Annotated in this window: 11 protein-coding genes; 7 read left to right on the top strand and 4 right to left on the bottom strand. The window is 36.8% G+C overall.

The genetic code is table 11. From position 1 onward, the window contains the following. Positions 1 to 681 precede the first annotated feature (681 nt). Positions 682 to 1,350, top strand: coding sequence for an MCP four helix bundle domain-containing protein (locus SOM16_RS16530; RefSeq protein WP_320465103.1), 669 nt, complete (start codon positions 682 to 684; stop codon positions 1,348 to 1,350). Between the two features lie 796 nt (positions 1,351 to 2,146). Here SOM16_RS16530 and SOM16_RS16525 read toward each other — a convergent pair. After that, a complete protein-coding gene (locus SOM16_RS16525; RefSeq protein WP_320465102.1) occupies positions 2,147 to 2,992 on the bottom strand; it encodes a CvfB family protein in 846 nt (281 codons plus the stop codon). 114 nt (positions 2,993 to 3,106) lie between these two features. Between SOM16_RS16525 and SOM16_RS16520 the strand changes: the two genes are divergently transcribed. The 3 genes from SOM16_RS16520 to SOM16_RS16510 all read left to right on the top strand — a co-directional run bounded on the left by SOM16_RS16520 (position 3,107) and on the right by SOM16_RS16510 (position 7,338). Further along, positions 3,107 to 3,709, top strand: a complete 603-nt coding sequence (locus SOM16_RS16520; protein ID WP_320465101.1) for an LURP-one-related/scramblase family protein — start codon at positions 3,107 to 3,109, stop codon at positions 3,707 to 3,709. 148 nt (positions 3,710 to 3,857) lie between these two features. Beyond that, positions 3,858 to 5,594 (top strand): ABC transporter ATP-binding protein, encoded by a 1,737-nt coding sequence (locus SOM16_RS16515; protein WP_320465100.1) that lies wholly within the window; start codon positions 3,858 to 3,860, stop codon positions 5,592 to 5,594. Beyond that, positions 5,578 to 7,338, top strand: a complete 1,761-nt coding sequence (locus tag SOM16_RS16510) for an ABC transporter ATP-binding protein (RefSeq protein WP_320465099.1) — start codon at positions 5,578 to 5,580, stop codon at positions 7,336 to 7,338. The genes SOM16_RS16515 and SOM16_RS16510 overlap by 17 nt, the downstream gene beginning before the upstream one ends. Before the next feature lie 361 nt (positions 7,339 to 7,699). Here SOM16_RS16510 and sppA read toward each other — a convergent pair whose 3' ends face one another. Further along, on the bottom strand, positions 7,700 to 9,466 hold the full coding sequence (gene sppA, locus SOM16_RS16505; RefSeq protein ID WP_320465098.1) for a signal peptide peptidase SppA: 1,767 nt from the start codon (positions 9,464 to 9,466) through the stop codon (positions 7,700 to 7,702). A gap of 38 nt (positions 9,467 to 9,504) precedes the next feature. On the opposite strand from sppA, the gene folK reads away from it, so the two are divergent. Beyond that, entirely contained in the window at positions 9,505 to 10,011 is a 507-nt protein-coding gene (gene folK / locus SOM16_RS16500) for a 2-amino-4-hydroxy-6-hydroxymethyldihydropteridine diphosphokinase (RefSeq protein WP_320465097.1), read from the top strand. Between the two features lie 17 nt (positions 10,012 to 10,028). Beyond that, on the top strand, positions 10,029 to 10,400 hold the full coding sequence (locus tag SOM16_RS16495; protein ID WP_320465096.1) for an Hpt domain-containing protein: 372 nt from the start codon (positions 10,029 to 10,031) through the stop codon (positions 10,398 to 10,400). Between the two features lie 110 nt (positions 10,401 to 10,510). Here SOM16_RS16495 and pssA read toward each other — a convergent pair whose 3' ends face one another. Beyond that, a complete protein-coding gene (gene pssA / locus SOM16_RS16490) occupies positions 10,511 to 11,212 on the bottom strand; it encodes a CDP-diacylglycerol--serine O-phosphatidyltransferase (protein WP_320465095.1) in 702 nt (233 codons plus the stop codon). A 75-nt stretch (positions 11,213 to 11,287) separates the two neighbouring features. Further along, positions 11,288 to 13,036, bottom strand: a complete 1,749-nt coding sequence (gene rho, locus SOM16_RS16485) for a transcription termination factor Rho (RefSeq protein WP_320465094.1) — start codon at positions 13,034 to 13,036, stop codon at positions 11,288 to 11,290. A 425-nt stretch (positions 13,037 to 13,461) separates the two neighbouring features. On the opposite strand from rho, the gene pyrF reads away from it, so the two are divergent. Beyond that, positions 13,462 to 14,292, top strand: coding sequence for an orotidine-5'-phosphate decarboxylase (gene pyrF, locus SOM16_RS16480; protein ID WP_320465093.1), 831 nt, complete (start codon positions 13,462 to 13,464; stop codon positions 14,290 to 14,292). The last annotated feature ends 80 nt before the right edge of the window (positions 14,293 to 14,372 follow it).

The following is a 14,372-nucleotide window of genomic DNA, read 5'->3' as shown; positions in this document are numbered from 1 at the left end:
AGAATCTGGAAAGAAGCATAAACAATCGAGCTTATATGACTCTATTTCTATATGGTTAAATTTTATGTTTTTTCACCATATAGACCTATAGAACATTGAAGTGCCAGTGTAAAAATCTGGAAAAGGCATAAACAATCGAGCTTATATGACTCTATTTTTATATGAGTAAATTTTATATTTTTTCACCATATAGACGTATAAAACATTGAAGTGCCAGTGTAAGAATCTGTAACAAGGCATAAACCATCGATCTTATATGACTCTATTTCTATATGGTTAATTTTATATTTTTTCATCATATAGACCTATAGAACACTGAAGTGCCAGTATAATAAACTGGAATGAAGCATACACAATCGAGCTTATATGACTCTATTTCTATATGGTTAAATTTTAGATTTTTTCACCATATAGACATATAGAACATTGAAGTGCAAGTTTAAGAATCTGGCAAGAAGCATACACAATCAAGCTTATATGACTCTATTTCTATATGGTTAATTTTTATATTTTTCTCACCATATAGACATATAGAATATTGAGGGTGCAAGTGTAAGAATCTGGAAAGAAGTATAAACAATCGAGCTTATATGACTCTATTGCTATATGGTTAAATTTTGATGGTTGTATTTCAATAATCAAGCTTAAATTCCTACCTTGAGTAGTTAACCAAATTGCCTTATGAAATTTGCATTTAGCCTCAAAAACAAACTTAAGGTTGCATTCCTACTTTTTTGCATCATGTGTTGCTCTTTACTGATTCGTATTCTTGAAGATAAAAGTGTAGCAAGTATTAATCAATCATTTATTTCAATGTATAACGATCGTTTAGTGCCTGCAACAGATTTATACTCTATTGCTGAAAGCCTCTATCAAAAAAACACCATTCTTCAGGATGCATTGGTTGATCAGCAAAAAAATCCTGTAAATAATATCTTGAAAATGAGTGTACATAATCGCAGAATTGATTCTGTAATCAATAAATATGGATTAACGCTTCTGGTAAAACAGGAGCAGACTTTTCTGAATGAATTAAAGAAATCATTACGTCTTCAACAGCAAATGGAAATGCAGGTATTGAATTTAAATGGGGCGGAACGAAATAGAATTTACGAATCTACTGGTCGAAAAATTAATAATCATACGTTGGCAAAACTTTCTGCCTTAATTAAAATTCAATCGAAAGTTGGAAATGAATTAATTAAAGATTCTAAAATTTTTGTGTCTGGTACAAAGATTTATTCCACTTTACAGGGTGTTTTAGCTGTGCTTATCGGAGTGATGATTGTGTCTATAATCTCCGCCTCTAATATGGTGAAAATTCAGAGTGATAAGTTTAATTTAAATTGATCTTTTTGCTAATGAAGCACGGAACTTGCAGAAAGTCTAATTCCGTGCTTTCCGAGTTTCCGTGGCAATTTATTGGACAGTATGCCAATTGATTTTGCTGTGGAAGGACTGAACCCACAGAAAACATAATTCCGTGCTTTCCGCGTTTCCGTGGCAATTTATTGGGTAGTATACTAATTGATTTTTACCTTGTACGCACTGAATTCTTAGAAAACTTAATTCCGTGCTTTCCATGTTTGTGTGGCGATTAATTTGCCATTAGGCTAATAAATTTACCGTGGACGCACTGAACTCTAAGAAAACCTAATTCCGTGCTTTCCGAGTTTCCGTGGCAATTTATTGGGCAGTATACTAATTGATTTTTACCTTGGACGCACTGAATTCTTAGAAAACCTAATTCCGTGCTTTCCGCGTTTTCGTGGCGATTTATTTGGCAGTATGCCAATTGATTTTGCCGTGGACGCAACTGAACTCTCAGAAAACCTAATTCCGTGCTTTCCGAGTTTCCGTGGCAATTTATTGGCCAGTATACTAATTGATCTTTTTGCTAGTGAAGCACGGAACTTGCAGAAAGAATAATTCCGTGCTTTCCCGCGTTTCCGTGGCAATTTATTTGTTAGTATGCTAAATTATTTTTTGCTAGTGAAACACTGAATTCTTTGAAAACTTAATTCCGTGCTTTCCGCGTTTCCGTGGCAATTTATTTGGCTGTACTCATTATTTTTGCCGTGGAAGCACTGAACTCATAGCAAACCTAAATCCGTGCTTCCGTGGCAATTATTTGGTGATAAATTAACTATTCTGCATCCTCATCAGTTAACAAACGAATCGAATCATCAGAGAGTACAATTAAACGTTCTTTGTAAAGCGAACCAATAGTTTTCTTAAATGCACTTTTACTAATCTGAAAACGATGATAGATTTCCTCGGGCGTACTTTTATCTCCAAGTTCGATAACGCCACCATCTTTTTTCAATGCAGCCAAAATCATGTCTTTAGAATCTAAAATATGACCGTATCCACTAGGTTGCAAAGTCAGGTCGATTTTGCCCTCCACACGGATTTTTTTTATCCAGCCTTTACGCTGTTCGCCTACCTGAATATTATCAAAAACTTCATTATGGTAAAGCAAACCGATATAAGTATTATTAATGATGGCGTTGAACCCAAGATCAGTTTCCTCGGTAATAAGCAGGCTTACTTCATCACCTTCCTCAAACTCAAAATTTTCCTCTTCCACAAAATCGTAAAGCTTAGAGGAGGCTAGTAAGCGATCGCTATTCTCATCTAAATATAAATAAACCACGTATTTATAGCCTTTTTGCATCGGCCTTTTTTGTTCTTTGGTGGGTACATAAACATCTTTATCGATTCCTAAGTCCATAAAAATGCCATCGTCGCCATCCGAAACTACTTTTAAGAAAGCGAAATCACCTACTTCGGCATAGGCTTTTTGAGTGGTACCAGTAAGGCGGCCATCTTTTTGGATGTAAACAAAAACGCTAACATTATCGCCAATTTCTAAACCTTTGGGCACATATTGGTATGGTAAGATCACTAATTTGTCGCCATCAGTTAAGTTTAAGCCTGCTTCTGTTTTACTTAAAACTCTTAATTCATTGTATTTTCCTATTTCAATCATAATATGGGTCAACCATTTTCTTCAATGGTGCTGTGCAAAGGTAGCAATCTTTGCAGGCAACCTCCGATTTAAATTTTTTATCTATTTTAGCCACTTATCAAAAAGCTCCCAAATATGAACAAGCAGATTCCAAATTTCTTTTTAAGCGACGAGTATTTTATTGATGAAAAGGTAAACTTCCTCAAATTTGCCAATGAATATAAGGTTTATAATGATCAGGGTATCCAGATTGGAATTATTAAACAACGCATAAGCGGTTGGCAAAAAGCGTTGACCTTATTGGTTGATAAGCGGATGATGCCCTTTAAATTAGAAATTACTGATGTTAACAATGAATTGCAGGCGACCATTAGCAGAGGATGGACCTTCTGGATGTCGAAAATTATCGTTACAGACCCGGTAGGAGTAGAGGTAGGAATTATCAAACAAAAATTTAAATTGTTTAAACCAACTTTTGCCATTTCTACGCCGAGTACTGGTGACGAAATTGCAAAAATTACCGGCGATTGGAAAGCCTGGAATTTCAATATTACGAATAACGCTGGTGCTGAAATCGGTAAAATTAGTAAGAAATGGGCTGGCGCTTTAAAAGAAGTATTTACCACTGCCGATAAGTACAATGTATCAATAGATCCAAGTTATGCAGAAAGTAATCATAAAGTAGCGATAGTGGCAACCGCAATCACTATCGATATGGTATTAAAAGAAAGTAAATAATTTTTTTTAGTCAGGGTGAACGGTTAATCAATAACAGAGGTTTTCTGTAACGTGATTTGACCATTCACTCTGCTAATTTAATACTATTCTTGCGGGTGATATCAAATAATTGGGTTAGATTTGATCTCATACCATTCCAATTCACCTTATGGCAAAACCTAAAGAGGCTAAGAAACCGAGTGTTTTTAGTTTACTTGCATCATATAAAGGCTTAATATTCCTGCTGGTATTATTTGCACTTTTGAGTAATGGCATTAACCTATTATTGCCAAAAATAATTGCTAACGGCATTGATTCCTATACGAATAAAACCTTTGATCTTCATTCAACTTTGTACCAATTTGCGCTGGCAATCATATTGGTTTTTATCTTCACCTATCTGCAAAGCATTGTTCAAACTTACGCTTCTGAACGAGTTGCAAGAGATTTAAGAACCAAACTTTCCAGTCAGATTTCCAGGCAGAGTCACGCTTATATTATTGAAGCTAATCCATCAAAACTACTTACTAATTTAACTTCAGATGCAGATTCTATTAAAATGTTTGTATCGCAGGCGATTGTTTCCCTTGCATCATCGCTTTTTCTAATTGTAGGCGCAAGCATTTTACTTTTAATGATTAACTGGAAACTTGCCCTTTGCGTAATTGCAATTGTACCGATTATCGGTATCGCATTTTTCATGGTGCTGAAAAAAGTGAAGATTCTTTTTGTCAAAAGCAGGGAAGTAATTGACTGGTTAAATAAGGTAATTAGCGAAAGTATTTTAGGTTCTGCTTTAATCAGGGTAATTAATTCGCAGCAGCTAGAATACCAAAAATTTTTAGATGCCAATGCTAAAGCGAGAGACCTGGGCTTATCTATCCTTCGCTTATTTGCTGGTTTAATCCCGATTATTGTTTTTGTTTCTAACCTTTCAGGATTGACAATTCTGGTGCTTGGAGGACATTTTGTGATTACGGATGCCATGACTTTGGGGGAGTTTGCTGCATTTAACAGTTATTTATCACTGATCATTTTCCCTATTCTGGTTATTGGATTTATGAGCAATGTGATTGCCCAGGCATCTGCATCTTATCAAAGAATTGAAAGCGTATTAAATGCGCCAGAAATTAAACACCCAGGAACAATCACAGGTGCTTTAATTGGAGAAGTAAATTCAAAAAATATATCGCTGAATTTCGGACAGAAACCGATTTTGAAAGACATTTCATTCTCCGCAAAAGCAGGTTCAAGAACGGCTATCATCGGACCAACAGCTGCGGGAAAAACACAATTACTCTATATCCTGACAGGCTTGATTGAACCAAATACCGGCGAAATTCTTTTTGATCATCAAGGCATCAAAAGCTATAATCAGGAGAGTTTTCACCAGCAGGTGGGCTTCGTATTTCAAGATAGTATCATTTTCAACATGAGCATTCGTGAAAACATTGCCTTTAGTGATACCGTAACGGATGAATCACTTGAAAAAGCGATTCAGACAGCAGAGTTGAAAGATTTTGTTGATGCGTTACCTGCCAAGTTAAATACCATTGTATCTGAGCGTGGAAATAGCCTTTCTGGTGGACAAAAACAACGAATTATGCTGGCAAGGGCGCTAGCTGTAAATCCGAAGATTTTGATACTAGACGATTTCACTGCCCGGGTAGACACCAATACAGAAAAGCGGATTTTAGCAAATATTCAACAAAACTATCCGGGTTTAACCCTGATATCGGTCACTCAGAAAATTGCATCGGTAGAAAATTACGATAAAGTTATCTTGATGATGCAGGGTGAGGTTATCGCCTCGGGAACCCATCAGGAATTAATCCAGAGCAGTCCTGAATATGTTCAGATTTACAACTCACAACAGAGCACAAGCAACTATGAATTACAATCTTAACCAGCTTACCGAAAAGCAGGAAAAGCAATCTACCTATCAGGCGCTTAAAAGATTGCTAAAATTCATTTCTTCCGAGCGAAAAAACCTGATCCTTGCATTGATTGCTATTTTGGTAAATTCTGGCCTACTGCTTCTAGGGCCGCTTTTAGTTGGTCATACCATTGATAAATATATCAGAACCAAGCAATTTCACGGCGTATTGGTATTTGGAGGGATATTATTGGTAATTTATATGATTGCCATGATTACCGGATATATTCAAACTAAATTAATGGGTGGCGTTGGTCAGCGGATGCTGTATACCTTAAGAAATGCTATCTTCAATAAACTCCAGGAATTACCTGTTTCATTCTTTAATCAAAATAAAGCGGGAGATTTAATTTCAAGGGTAAATAATGATACAGATAAACTTAATCAGTTTTTCTCTCAATCGTTAATGCAATTTGTGAGTAGCATTATCACCATGATTGGCGCCGGAATTTTTTTGTTATCAATTAATTTTGAGCTGGGTGCTGCGGCACTTTCTCCAGCAGTTGTAATCGTGATTTTTACTATGGCTTTATCTCCATGGGTGAAAAGCAAAAATGCCAAAAATTTACAAAGCGTTGGCGGGATGAGTGCCGAAATTCAGGAAAGCCTTAACAATTTTAAAGTTATTATTGCCTTTAATCGTCGGGATTACTTTAGAAAACGTTTCGATGATGCGAATAAAGAGAATTATAAAACTGCAATTGGTGCAGGATTAGCTAATAATATTTTCGTGCCGGTTTACGGCTTACTTTCCAGTGCTGCGCAATTAATTGTATTGCTTTTCGGAATTTATTTAATTTCTGTTGGAAACTTCACGTTAGGTCTATTGGTAAGTTACATTTCTTATTGTATCAATTTTTATAATCCGTTAAGACAATTGGCAGCCCTTTGGACCAGTTTTCAAGTGGCAATGGCGAGTTGGGATAGGATTTCACAAATCTTGTTGTTGGAAACAAATCTGGCGCTGGTGGAGAATGACCAGACAGTCACTTCAGATGCTTTGCTGGAATTTAAAGACGTTCATTTTTCTTATGATGATTCGAAGGAAATTCTTCATCATATTAACCTGAGGTTTGAAAAAGGTAAAACTTATGCTTTAATTGGCCCGACAGGTGGGGGGAAAACCACCACGGCCTCTTTAATTTCCCGTTTATACGATGCTACAAAAGGCACTGTATTATTAAATGGAAAGGATATCCGCTCATTTAGCGCAGCAGAACGAACGCAGAAAATAGGATTTATTCTTCAGGAGCCATTTTTATTTACGGGATCTGTTAAGGATAATATTCTTTATGGAAACAGCCAATATAAAGATGTGAGCGATGAAGCGTTAACTAAAATAATAGAAGATGCAAATTTAAATGCGTTGCTGGCTATTTTTGATGAAGGACTTCACACTCAAATCACTTCAGGTTCTGATAGCATAAGTTTAGGGCAAAAACAGCTGATTGCATTTATGCGTGCGGTGTTGCGAAACCCGGAGTTACTGATATTGGATGAGGCTACTGCAAATATTGATACCATTACCGAGCAGTTGCTCAGTAGCATCCTGAATAAATTATCAAAAGAAACAACACTTGTAATCATCGCACACCGATTAAATACTATTGAAAACGCTGATGAAATTTATTTTGTAAATGAGGGAGAAGTACAGCAGGCGGGAACGCTTACTGATGCGCTAACCATGTTGTCTAACGGGAAAAGAGTCAGTTAAATTTCCTTTTTGTACCTGCCATTTTGAAAATAATTTTAATATTCTTCTTGTCCCTGCCGGACGGGCCTATGTTCTTTTGATAGCAAAAGAAACAAAACTGACGAAGCGCAATTTTTGCGGAAGTAAGTCGGGTGGCTTAGACATTGCCAACCCGAAAAAATGACTATCTCGGTCTGGGACTAAAACGAAGAAGTTATGATTTGACCCTCTACGATAGCTATAGCGATCGCCATTCCTGTTATTTAAGCAATCGGGTCAATGGTAGCCTGTCGAAACACCCTTAAGGATATTATCTTAAAAGTCCGTCGGCAGGCTCAGAATAACTGTTAGAATTTAAATCATAACCTTTCTGTTAAAACATCTATTTAATTGCGGCCTGAAATGGCATTCTTGCTTGAATTCCTGAGCTTGCAATCACTTTTTTCATTTGCTGGTAAAGCATGTAGTTATCACCCAATTCTTGTTTGGTATAATAGGTTTTGATTTTGTCTGTACCCTCATCCATAAAAGATTTCAAAGGATCAATTACATCTGGATATTCCAGCACTTTGAAATCTTTGATTTTCGCTTTCCTTGCTGCCGCATTAATCGCGTCGTTAAAACTTCCGATTCTATCAGCTAAACCAATTTGAACAGCATCGGTACCAATCCACACATGGCCACCGCCAATGCTGTCGATATAAGCCTTACTTTTCTTTCTGCCATCAGCAACACGACTCACAAAACCACTGTAAATCCGGTTTAGCTCGTTTTGAATGATAAATCTTTCCCCTTCAGTCATAGGGCGGTTAGTTGCCATAATATCTGCATATTGGCCGGTTTTTACACCATCAAAAGTGATTCCCAGTTTGTTCGTCATTAAATTTTGGAAATTCGGGATTAACCCAAAAACACCAATAGAACCTGTAATGGTATTGGGTTGAACGAAGATACTATCCGCTGCACAACCAATATAATAACCTCCAGATGCGGCAACATCACCAAAAGAAGCAATAACCGGTTTCTCTTTTTTAGCGAGCACAACTTCTCTCCAGATCACATCCGAAGCTAGCGCACTTCCACCTGGTGAGTTTACACGAATTACAATCGCTTTAATGTCATCGTCTAACCTGGCTTTTCTGATTGCCCTTGAAATCCTTTCAGAACCAATTTGGTTATCATTTCCTTCGCCACCGCTAATTTCGCCATTGGCATAAATTACGGCAATTTTATTTTTGCTATCGCTGGTTGTGGTATTGTTTTTAGCATAATCATTTATATCTACCGACCGGATATTTTCGCTTTTAGTTCTTCCTGAAATGCCTTTCAGTTCTTCTAAAATCTGGTCCTTGTATTTCAAGCCATCAACCATCTTAAAGTTTAAAGCATCCTGAGGTTGCCGAATCCGGTATTGATCGGCAATATTGTACAAAGTATCCTTTTTAATATCTCTGCTTTTGGCAATGTCAGATAAAAATGTGTTGTATAAGCCACCAACATAGGCCGTAACCTGCTTGCGGTTATAATCGCTCATTTTGTCCAAAACAAAAGGCTCAACAGCACTTTTGTAATTTCCTACGCGAATTACCTGCATCTCTACGCCAACTTTTTCTAACGTTCCTTTGAAAAAAGTAAGTTCAGAACTAAAACCTTTAAACTCTAAAGCACCTTCCGGATTGAGATAAATTTTATCAGCAACAGAAGCCAGGTAATAAGCACTTTGTGTATAAACTTCACTGTACGAAATGATTTTTTTATGTGATTTTTTAAAATCAATTAATGCATTTCTAACCTCACGCATGGTGGCATAGCCAGCATTTGGACTGCTCACATTCAGGTAAATACATTTTATATTATCGTCTGTTTTGGCTCTTTTAATTGATCTCAAAAGATCGTTTAATCCGATACCGTTTTTCTCATCACTTCCAACAATAGGAAGATTGCCAAAAGGATTTTTAGGTGTCCGTTCTGTTATTGGCTGATCTAAATTTAAAAATAAAACGGAGTTATTATCTACGGAGATCGTTTTATTATCATCAAGAGAAGAAATCGCACCAACTACGATTACAAAAACGATGATAAATATAACAACCAAAGAAAGGAAGAAACCCAGCATGGAGGCAAATAGATACTTAAAAAAATCTTTCATTTAAATGTTAGTTTTGTGCTGTAAAGATATAAAAATACATGATGCTTAATAAGGCTTTAGAGTACACGATGGTTTATTTGTTACTTGGTGGAAATTTAGGAAACAGAGAAGAAAATTTAGGCCAGGCAGTTTCGCTAATTGGCAGTGATATCGGCGATTTGGAAGCCATATCTTCTATTTACGAAACGGCTGCCTGGGGTAAAAAAGACCAGCCTGCATTTTTGAATCAGGCCGTGGCTGTGAAGACCAGTTTAACCGCCGTAGAAGTATTGCAAAAAGCCTTAAATATTGAGCAAACGCTTGGCCGGGTGCGCAAAGAAAAATGGGGGGAGCGACTAATTGATATCGACCTGATTTTTTTTGGAAATGAAGTTATCAATATCGAAAATTTACTTCATGTACCTCACCCACAAATGCAGTTCCGCAAATTTGTAATGGCACCAATGGCAGAAATTGCACCTCAATTGATACATCCGGTTTTGGATAAATCTGTTTTGGATATCTATAGAAATATTACAGATCACTTAGCTGTTAGAAAGTTGTAAATAACTAGCTTTGTTTTATGCAAGATATAAATGATAATCATCCCCTAGATTTATCATATCTCATCGGAATGGTTGGTCATAATGCGGATTTTGTGATCGAGATTTTCGATACTTTTATAGAATACACTCCCGTTTACTTAGCAGAGCTTGAAGCAGCTTTAGCCCTCGGAAATTGGGATGAGGTAGGCAATTGTGCTCATAAAATGAAACCGACCTTCAGTTATATTGGTCGGGATGATGTGAAGGACTTAGTTCAGGCCATTGAATACAATGCCCGGAATCAAGTTACTGATCAGATCAAGTCTGATCTAGAACACTTAAAACTCGTGTCACTTCAGGTATATGCACAACTTGAATTAGAAAAGGAAAATATCAGATTGTGGTCATAGCGATTTGACACCAGAAGAGTGGTAGCAGCCAGTAGTCTTATTTTTTCAGAGCAAGACTGCCCAAGTTAACATTAGAGAAGGCTAGAGCTAATTCAGTCTGAATAGCAGTTTTATTTTAAATCTGATGAGGTGTTAGTTGCTATCTCTCTGAAATGCAGAAAAGATAAAGCGATATATAAAACCAGCACGAAAGGAATCGCTGCAAATTGCAGTACCGCTATTAAAGCCGCCGATAGAATCAGAAAGATAAATTTGATTCTATTTTTTGCCCAGCTGAAATTACTAAACTTCAATGAGAAAATTTTGATTTCGCTAATGAGCAAAAAACTGGTAATCGCAGTGGTGGCTAATAACAAAATCGTTGAGCCAATCACATTAGGATAATCGGTAGCGATATATGGTAAGGAGCAGATAAAAAGTGTATTCATTGGTGTATTCAGCCCAATAAAATCTTCTGACTGGCGCTCATCATTGTTGAATTTTGCCAAACGCAGTGCGGAGAAAATGGTGATGATAAAACCTAAATAGGGAAGATATTCAGACGAATAATCGCTAGCTTTTAACAAATGAAACATAATCACACCGGGTAGAAATCCAAAGCTGACCATATCTGCTAAAGAATCTAAATCTTTGCCAATAGCAGATTTTACATGCAATAAGCGGGCTATCATTCCATCAAAAAAGTCGAAAATTCCAGATAGAATTACAAAGTAAGCGGCAATTTGTAGATCACCCTTAAATGCAAAAACGATTCCAACGCAACCAGATAGCAGGTTTGCGCAGGTAATCGCATTAGGTATATGCCTTTTCATTAAAGTTATAAGTTATAGGTTTTAAGTTTTAAGTGGCCCGTTACTTAAAACTTACCACTTAAAACTTATAACTCACTAGCTGTTCATCGAAATTAAAAATTCTTCGTTACTTTTTGTTCCTTTAATTTGAGCCTGAACAAATTCCATTGCTTCCTGACTGTTCATATCTGCAAGGTGGTTACGTAGAATCCAAACACGTTGTAGAACATCTCTATCCAATAATAAGTCATCACGACGGGTACTCGATGCGGTGATATCAATTGCAGGGAAGATTCGTTTATTTGATAATTTACGATCTAATTGTAACTCCATGTTACCTGTTCCTTTAAATTCTTCAAAGATCACTTCATCCATTTTAGAACCTGTATCAGTTAATGCAGTCGCTAAAATAGTTAATGAACCACCATTCTCGATGTTACGTGCCGCACCAAAGAAACGCTTTGGTTTATGTAATGCATTAGCATCTACACCACCTGATAAAATTTTACCTGATGCCGGAGCAGTAGTGTTGTAAGCCCTGGCCAGGCGTGTAATCGAATCTAATAAGATTACTACATCATGGCCGCTTTCTACCAAACGTTTAGATTTCTCTAAAACAATATTGGCAATTTTTACATGACGCTCAGCTGGCTCATCAAAGGTAGAAGCAATTACTTCAGCTCGCACACTACGCGCCATATCAGTAACCTCTTCCGGACGTTCGTCGATTAAAAGAATAATTAAATAAACTTCAGGGTGGTTTTTAGCGATAGCATTTGCTACTTCTTTCAGCAAATTAGTTTTACCGGTTTTAGGTTGGGCTACAATCAAACCACGTTGTCCTTTACCAATCGGTGTAAATAAATCCATAATACGGGTAGAGTAATTACTGTTGTCCGTAAATAAATTTAATTTTTCTGTTGGAAATAGTGGTGTCAAATAATCGAAAGGTACACGATCCCGCACCTCGGCAGGAATTCTGCCATTAATAGTTTCAACACGAACCAAAGGGAAATATTTTTCACCTTCTTTTGGAGGGCGGATACTACCTTTAACCGTATCTCCGGTTTTAAGTCCGAAAAGTTTTATTTGCGACTGTGATACATAAATATCATCAGGAGATGTTAAATAATTATAATCTGCAGAACGTAAGAAACCGTATCCATCAGGCATAATTTCTAAAACGCCTTCGTTGGTGATTACGTTATCGAAGTCTAAATTAGAATAGCTGTTTTCATTTTTGTGGTGATTGCCACCTCCAGGTTGCTTTTGCTGGCGGTTATCATCGCGTTGCGGTTTTTCTTGTTTCTCGCGTGGCTCTTGCTTTTGTTTCTGCACTGGTGCAGGCAGTATTTCAGCACTTTCTTCTATCAGAGCAGAAATAGGCTTAACACTTTCTTCAGCTTCAGCCACCCTTTCAGGTTGTCTCTCAGGTTGTCTATCTGATTGCCTTTCCGGCTGCTGCTGGTGTTGGGGTTCATCAAATAAAGTAACCGAATCTCTTCTTCTTTCGATTGGAGCAGCAGGTTCATCTTTACTTAATCTCGCTCTCTTTTTTACAGGCTTATCAGCAGTAACATTAGCTGCGGCAACTTTTGGTGCTTTTTCTGCCTTTGGTGCTTTAGCTTTTGAAACCGGTGCAGCTGCAACTTTTTCTTCTACTGCTTCTGGTTCACTGTAAGGATCTGCACCTGTTTGTGCAGCATTTATGATTTCTTGTTGGTGTAGAAGTACTTCAACAAGGTCGATTTTCCTCAAGGAATCGGCACTTTCTATGCCATAGGTTTTTGCTAGCTCACGTAATTCTGGAGTGAGCTTATCATTTAATTCTGTTTTGCTAAACATTCTGAATATATATGTTTCAAGAAATTTTTTATTTTTTTTATAACAGATGTGTCTGCTATAAAACTGTCAGGGCTTAAAATTATTGTTAGTTTAAAAGCCAGACGGTTTCATTGTTTATAAATTCTTAAGGCTATAAAACCAAAAATGAGTGATTATTTGGGATACTCAAAATGGTTTTATAATTGTTTACGTACTGAATAAAAACGATAAATCGCTTTCGAAAAATGGTAACTAAAAACAAGTTTTGATAGATTTTTCTGGGATATTCAGATAAACGGTTGAGAAATTATGTTGCAATTGTATGTATTTGAAACGTAATCCGCAAGAAAAAGTTTAAAATGTTTATAAAAATAATAAATGTGAAGACATTTTACTGCTACAAAAATTGTAAAAAACATCATATTTGCAGCCATTAACCCCCTGATATGACTAAGCAACAACTTTTCGAGCAAATCCAAAAAAAACGTTCTTTTTTATGTGTTGGACTGGATTCCTCTCTTGACAAAATTCCGCAACACATGTTAAGGTACGAAAATCCAATTCTGGAATTTAACAAGCAGATTATCGACGCAACAAAAGATTTATGTGTGGCTTATAAACCAAACACTGCTTTTTACGAGTGCTACGGAAAAAAAGGTTGGGAAACACTAATTGAAACATGGAAATATATACCACAGGATATTTTCAGTATTGCAGATGCCAAACGGGGCGATATTGGAAATACCTCGGCCATGTATGCTGAAACTTTTTTTAATGAAAAATCTTCGGGGATGAGTTTTGATTCGGTAACCGTTGCGCCTTATATGGGGAGTGATTCGGTTACACCATTTCTAACCTTTAAAGATAAGTGGGTAATTTTACTGGCCTTAACATCGAACTCTGGTCATGCAGATTTTCAGTTGCAGAATATAGGTGGTGATAAACTTTTTGAGAAAGTATTAAAAACTTCTCAGGAATGGGCAACCGATGAACAAATGATGTACGTTGTTGGTGCAACTCGTGGCTCTGCCTTTGCGGATGTACGTAAACTGGCACCAGATCATTTTCTTTTAGTACCAGGTGTTGGCGCACAAGGCGGAGATTTAAAGGAAGTTTGTAAATATGGTCTAAACTCTCAGTGTGGCTTATTAATCAATTCTTCCCGTGGAATCATCTATGCAGGGCAAGGCGAAGATTTTGCAGAAAGGGCTAGGGAAGAGGCTTTGAAATTGCAGAAAGAAATGGAACAGATTTTAGTTGAGGCAGATTTGGTTTAGCCACAGATTCGCAGATTTTTCTAATTCAGATTTTTATTAACCACGGAAACATGGAATACACGGAAACTTAGATTTACTTC

Source organism: Pedobacter sp. CFBP9032, from assembly GCF_034045265.1.
Lineage (GTDB): Bacteria > Bacteroidota > Bacteroidia > Sphingobacteriales > Sphingobacteriaceae > Pedobacter.
Note: the sequence above shows the minus strand (reverse complement) of the source record. Positions and strands in the feature narration are given on the sequence as shown.

What these genes read in the sequence shown, in the direction of transcription:
- SOM16_RS16530 (WP_320465103.1), top strand. Translation starts at nt 682, where the DNA reads ATGAAATTTGCATTTAGCCTCAAAAACAAACTTAAGGTTGCATTCCTA.
- SOM16_RS16525 (WP_320465102.1), bottom strand. Translation starts at nt 2,992, where the DNA reads ATGATTGAAATAGGAAAATACAATGAATTAAGAGTTTTAAGTAAAACA.
- SOM16_RS16520 (WP_320465101.1), top strand. Translation starts at nt 3,107, where the DNA reads ATGAACAAGCAGATTCCAAATTTCTTTTTAAGCGACGAGTATTTTATT.
- SOM16_RS16515 (WP_320465100.1), top strand. Translation starts at nt 3,858, where the DNA reads ATGGCAAAACCTAAAGAGGCTAAGAAACCGAGTGTTTTTAGTTTACTT.
- SOM16_RS16510 (WP_320465099.1), top strand. Translation starts at nt 5,578, where the DNA reads ATGAATTACAATCTTAACCAGCTTACCGAAAAGCAGGAAAAGCAATCT.
- sppA (WP_320465098.1), bottom strand. Translation starts at nt 9,466, where the DNA reads ATGAAAGATTTTTTTAAGTATCTATTTGCCTCCATGCTGGGTTTCTTC.
- folK (WP_320465097.1), top strand. Translation starts at nt 9,505, where the DNA reads ATGATGCTTAATAAGGCTTTAGAGTACACGATGGTTTATTTGTTACTT.
- SOM16_RS16495 (WP_320465096.1), top strand. Translation starts at nt 10,029, where the DNA reads ATGCAAGATATAAATGATAATCATCCCCTAGATTTATCATATCTCATC.
- pssA (WP_320465095.1), bottom strand. Translation starts at nt 11,212, where the DNA reads ATGAAAAGGCATATACCTAATGCGATTACCTGCGCAAACCTGCTATCT.
- rho (WP_320465094.1), bottom strand. Translation starts at nt 13,036, where the DNA reads ATGTTTAGCAAAACAGAATTAAATGATAAGCTCACTCCAGAATTACGT.
- pyrF (WP_320465093.1), top strand. Translation starts at nt 13,462, where the DNA reads ATGACTAAGCAACAACTTTTCGAGCAAATCCAAAAAAAACGTTCTTTT.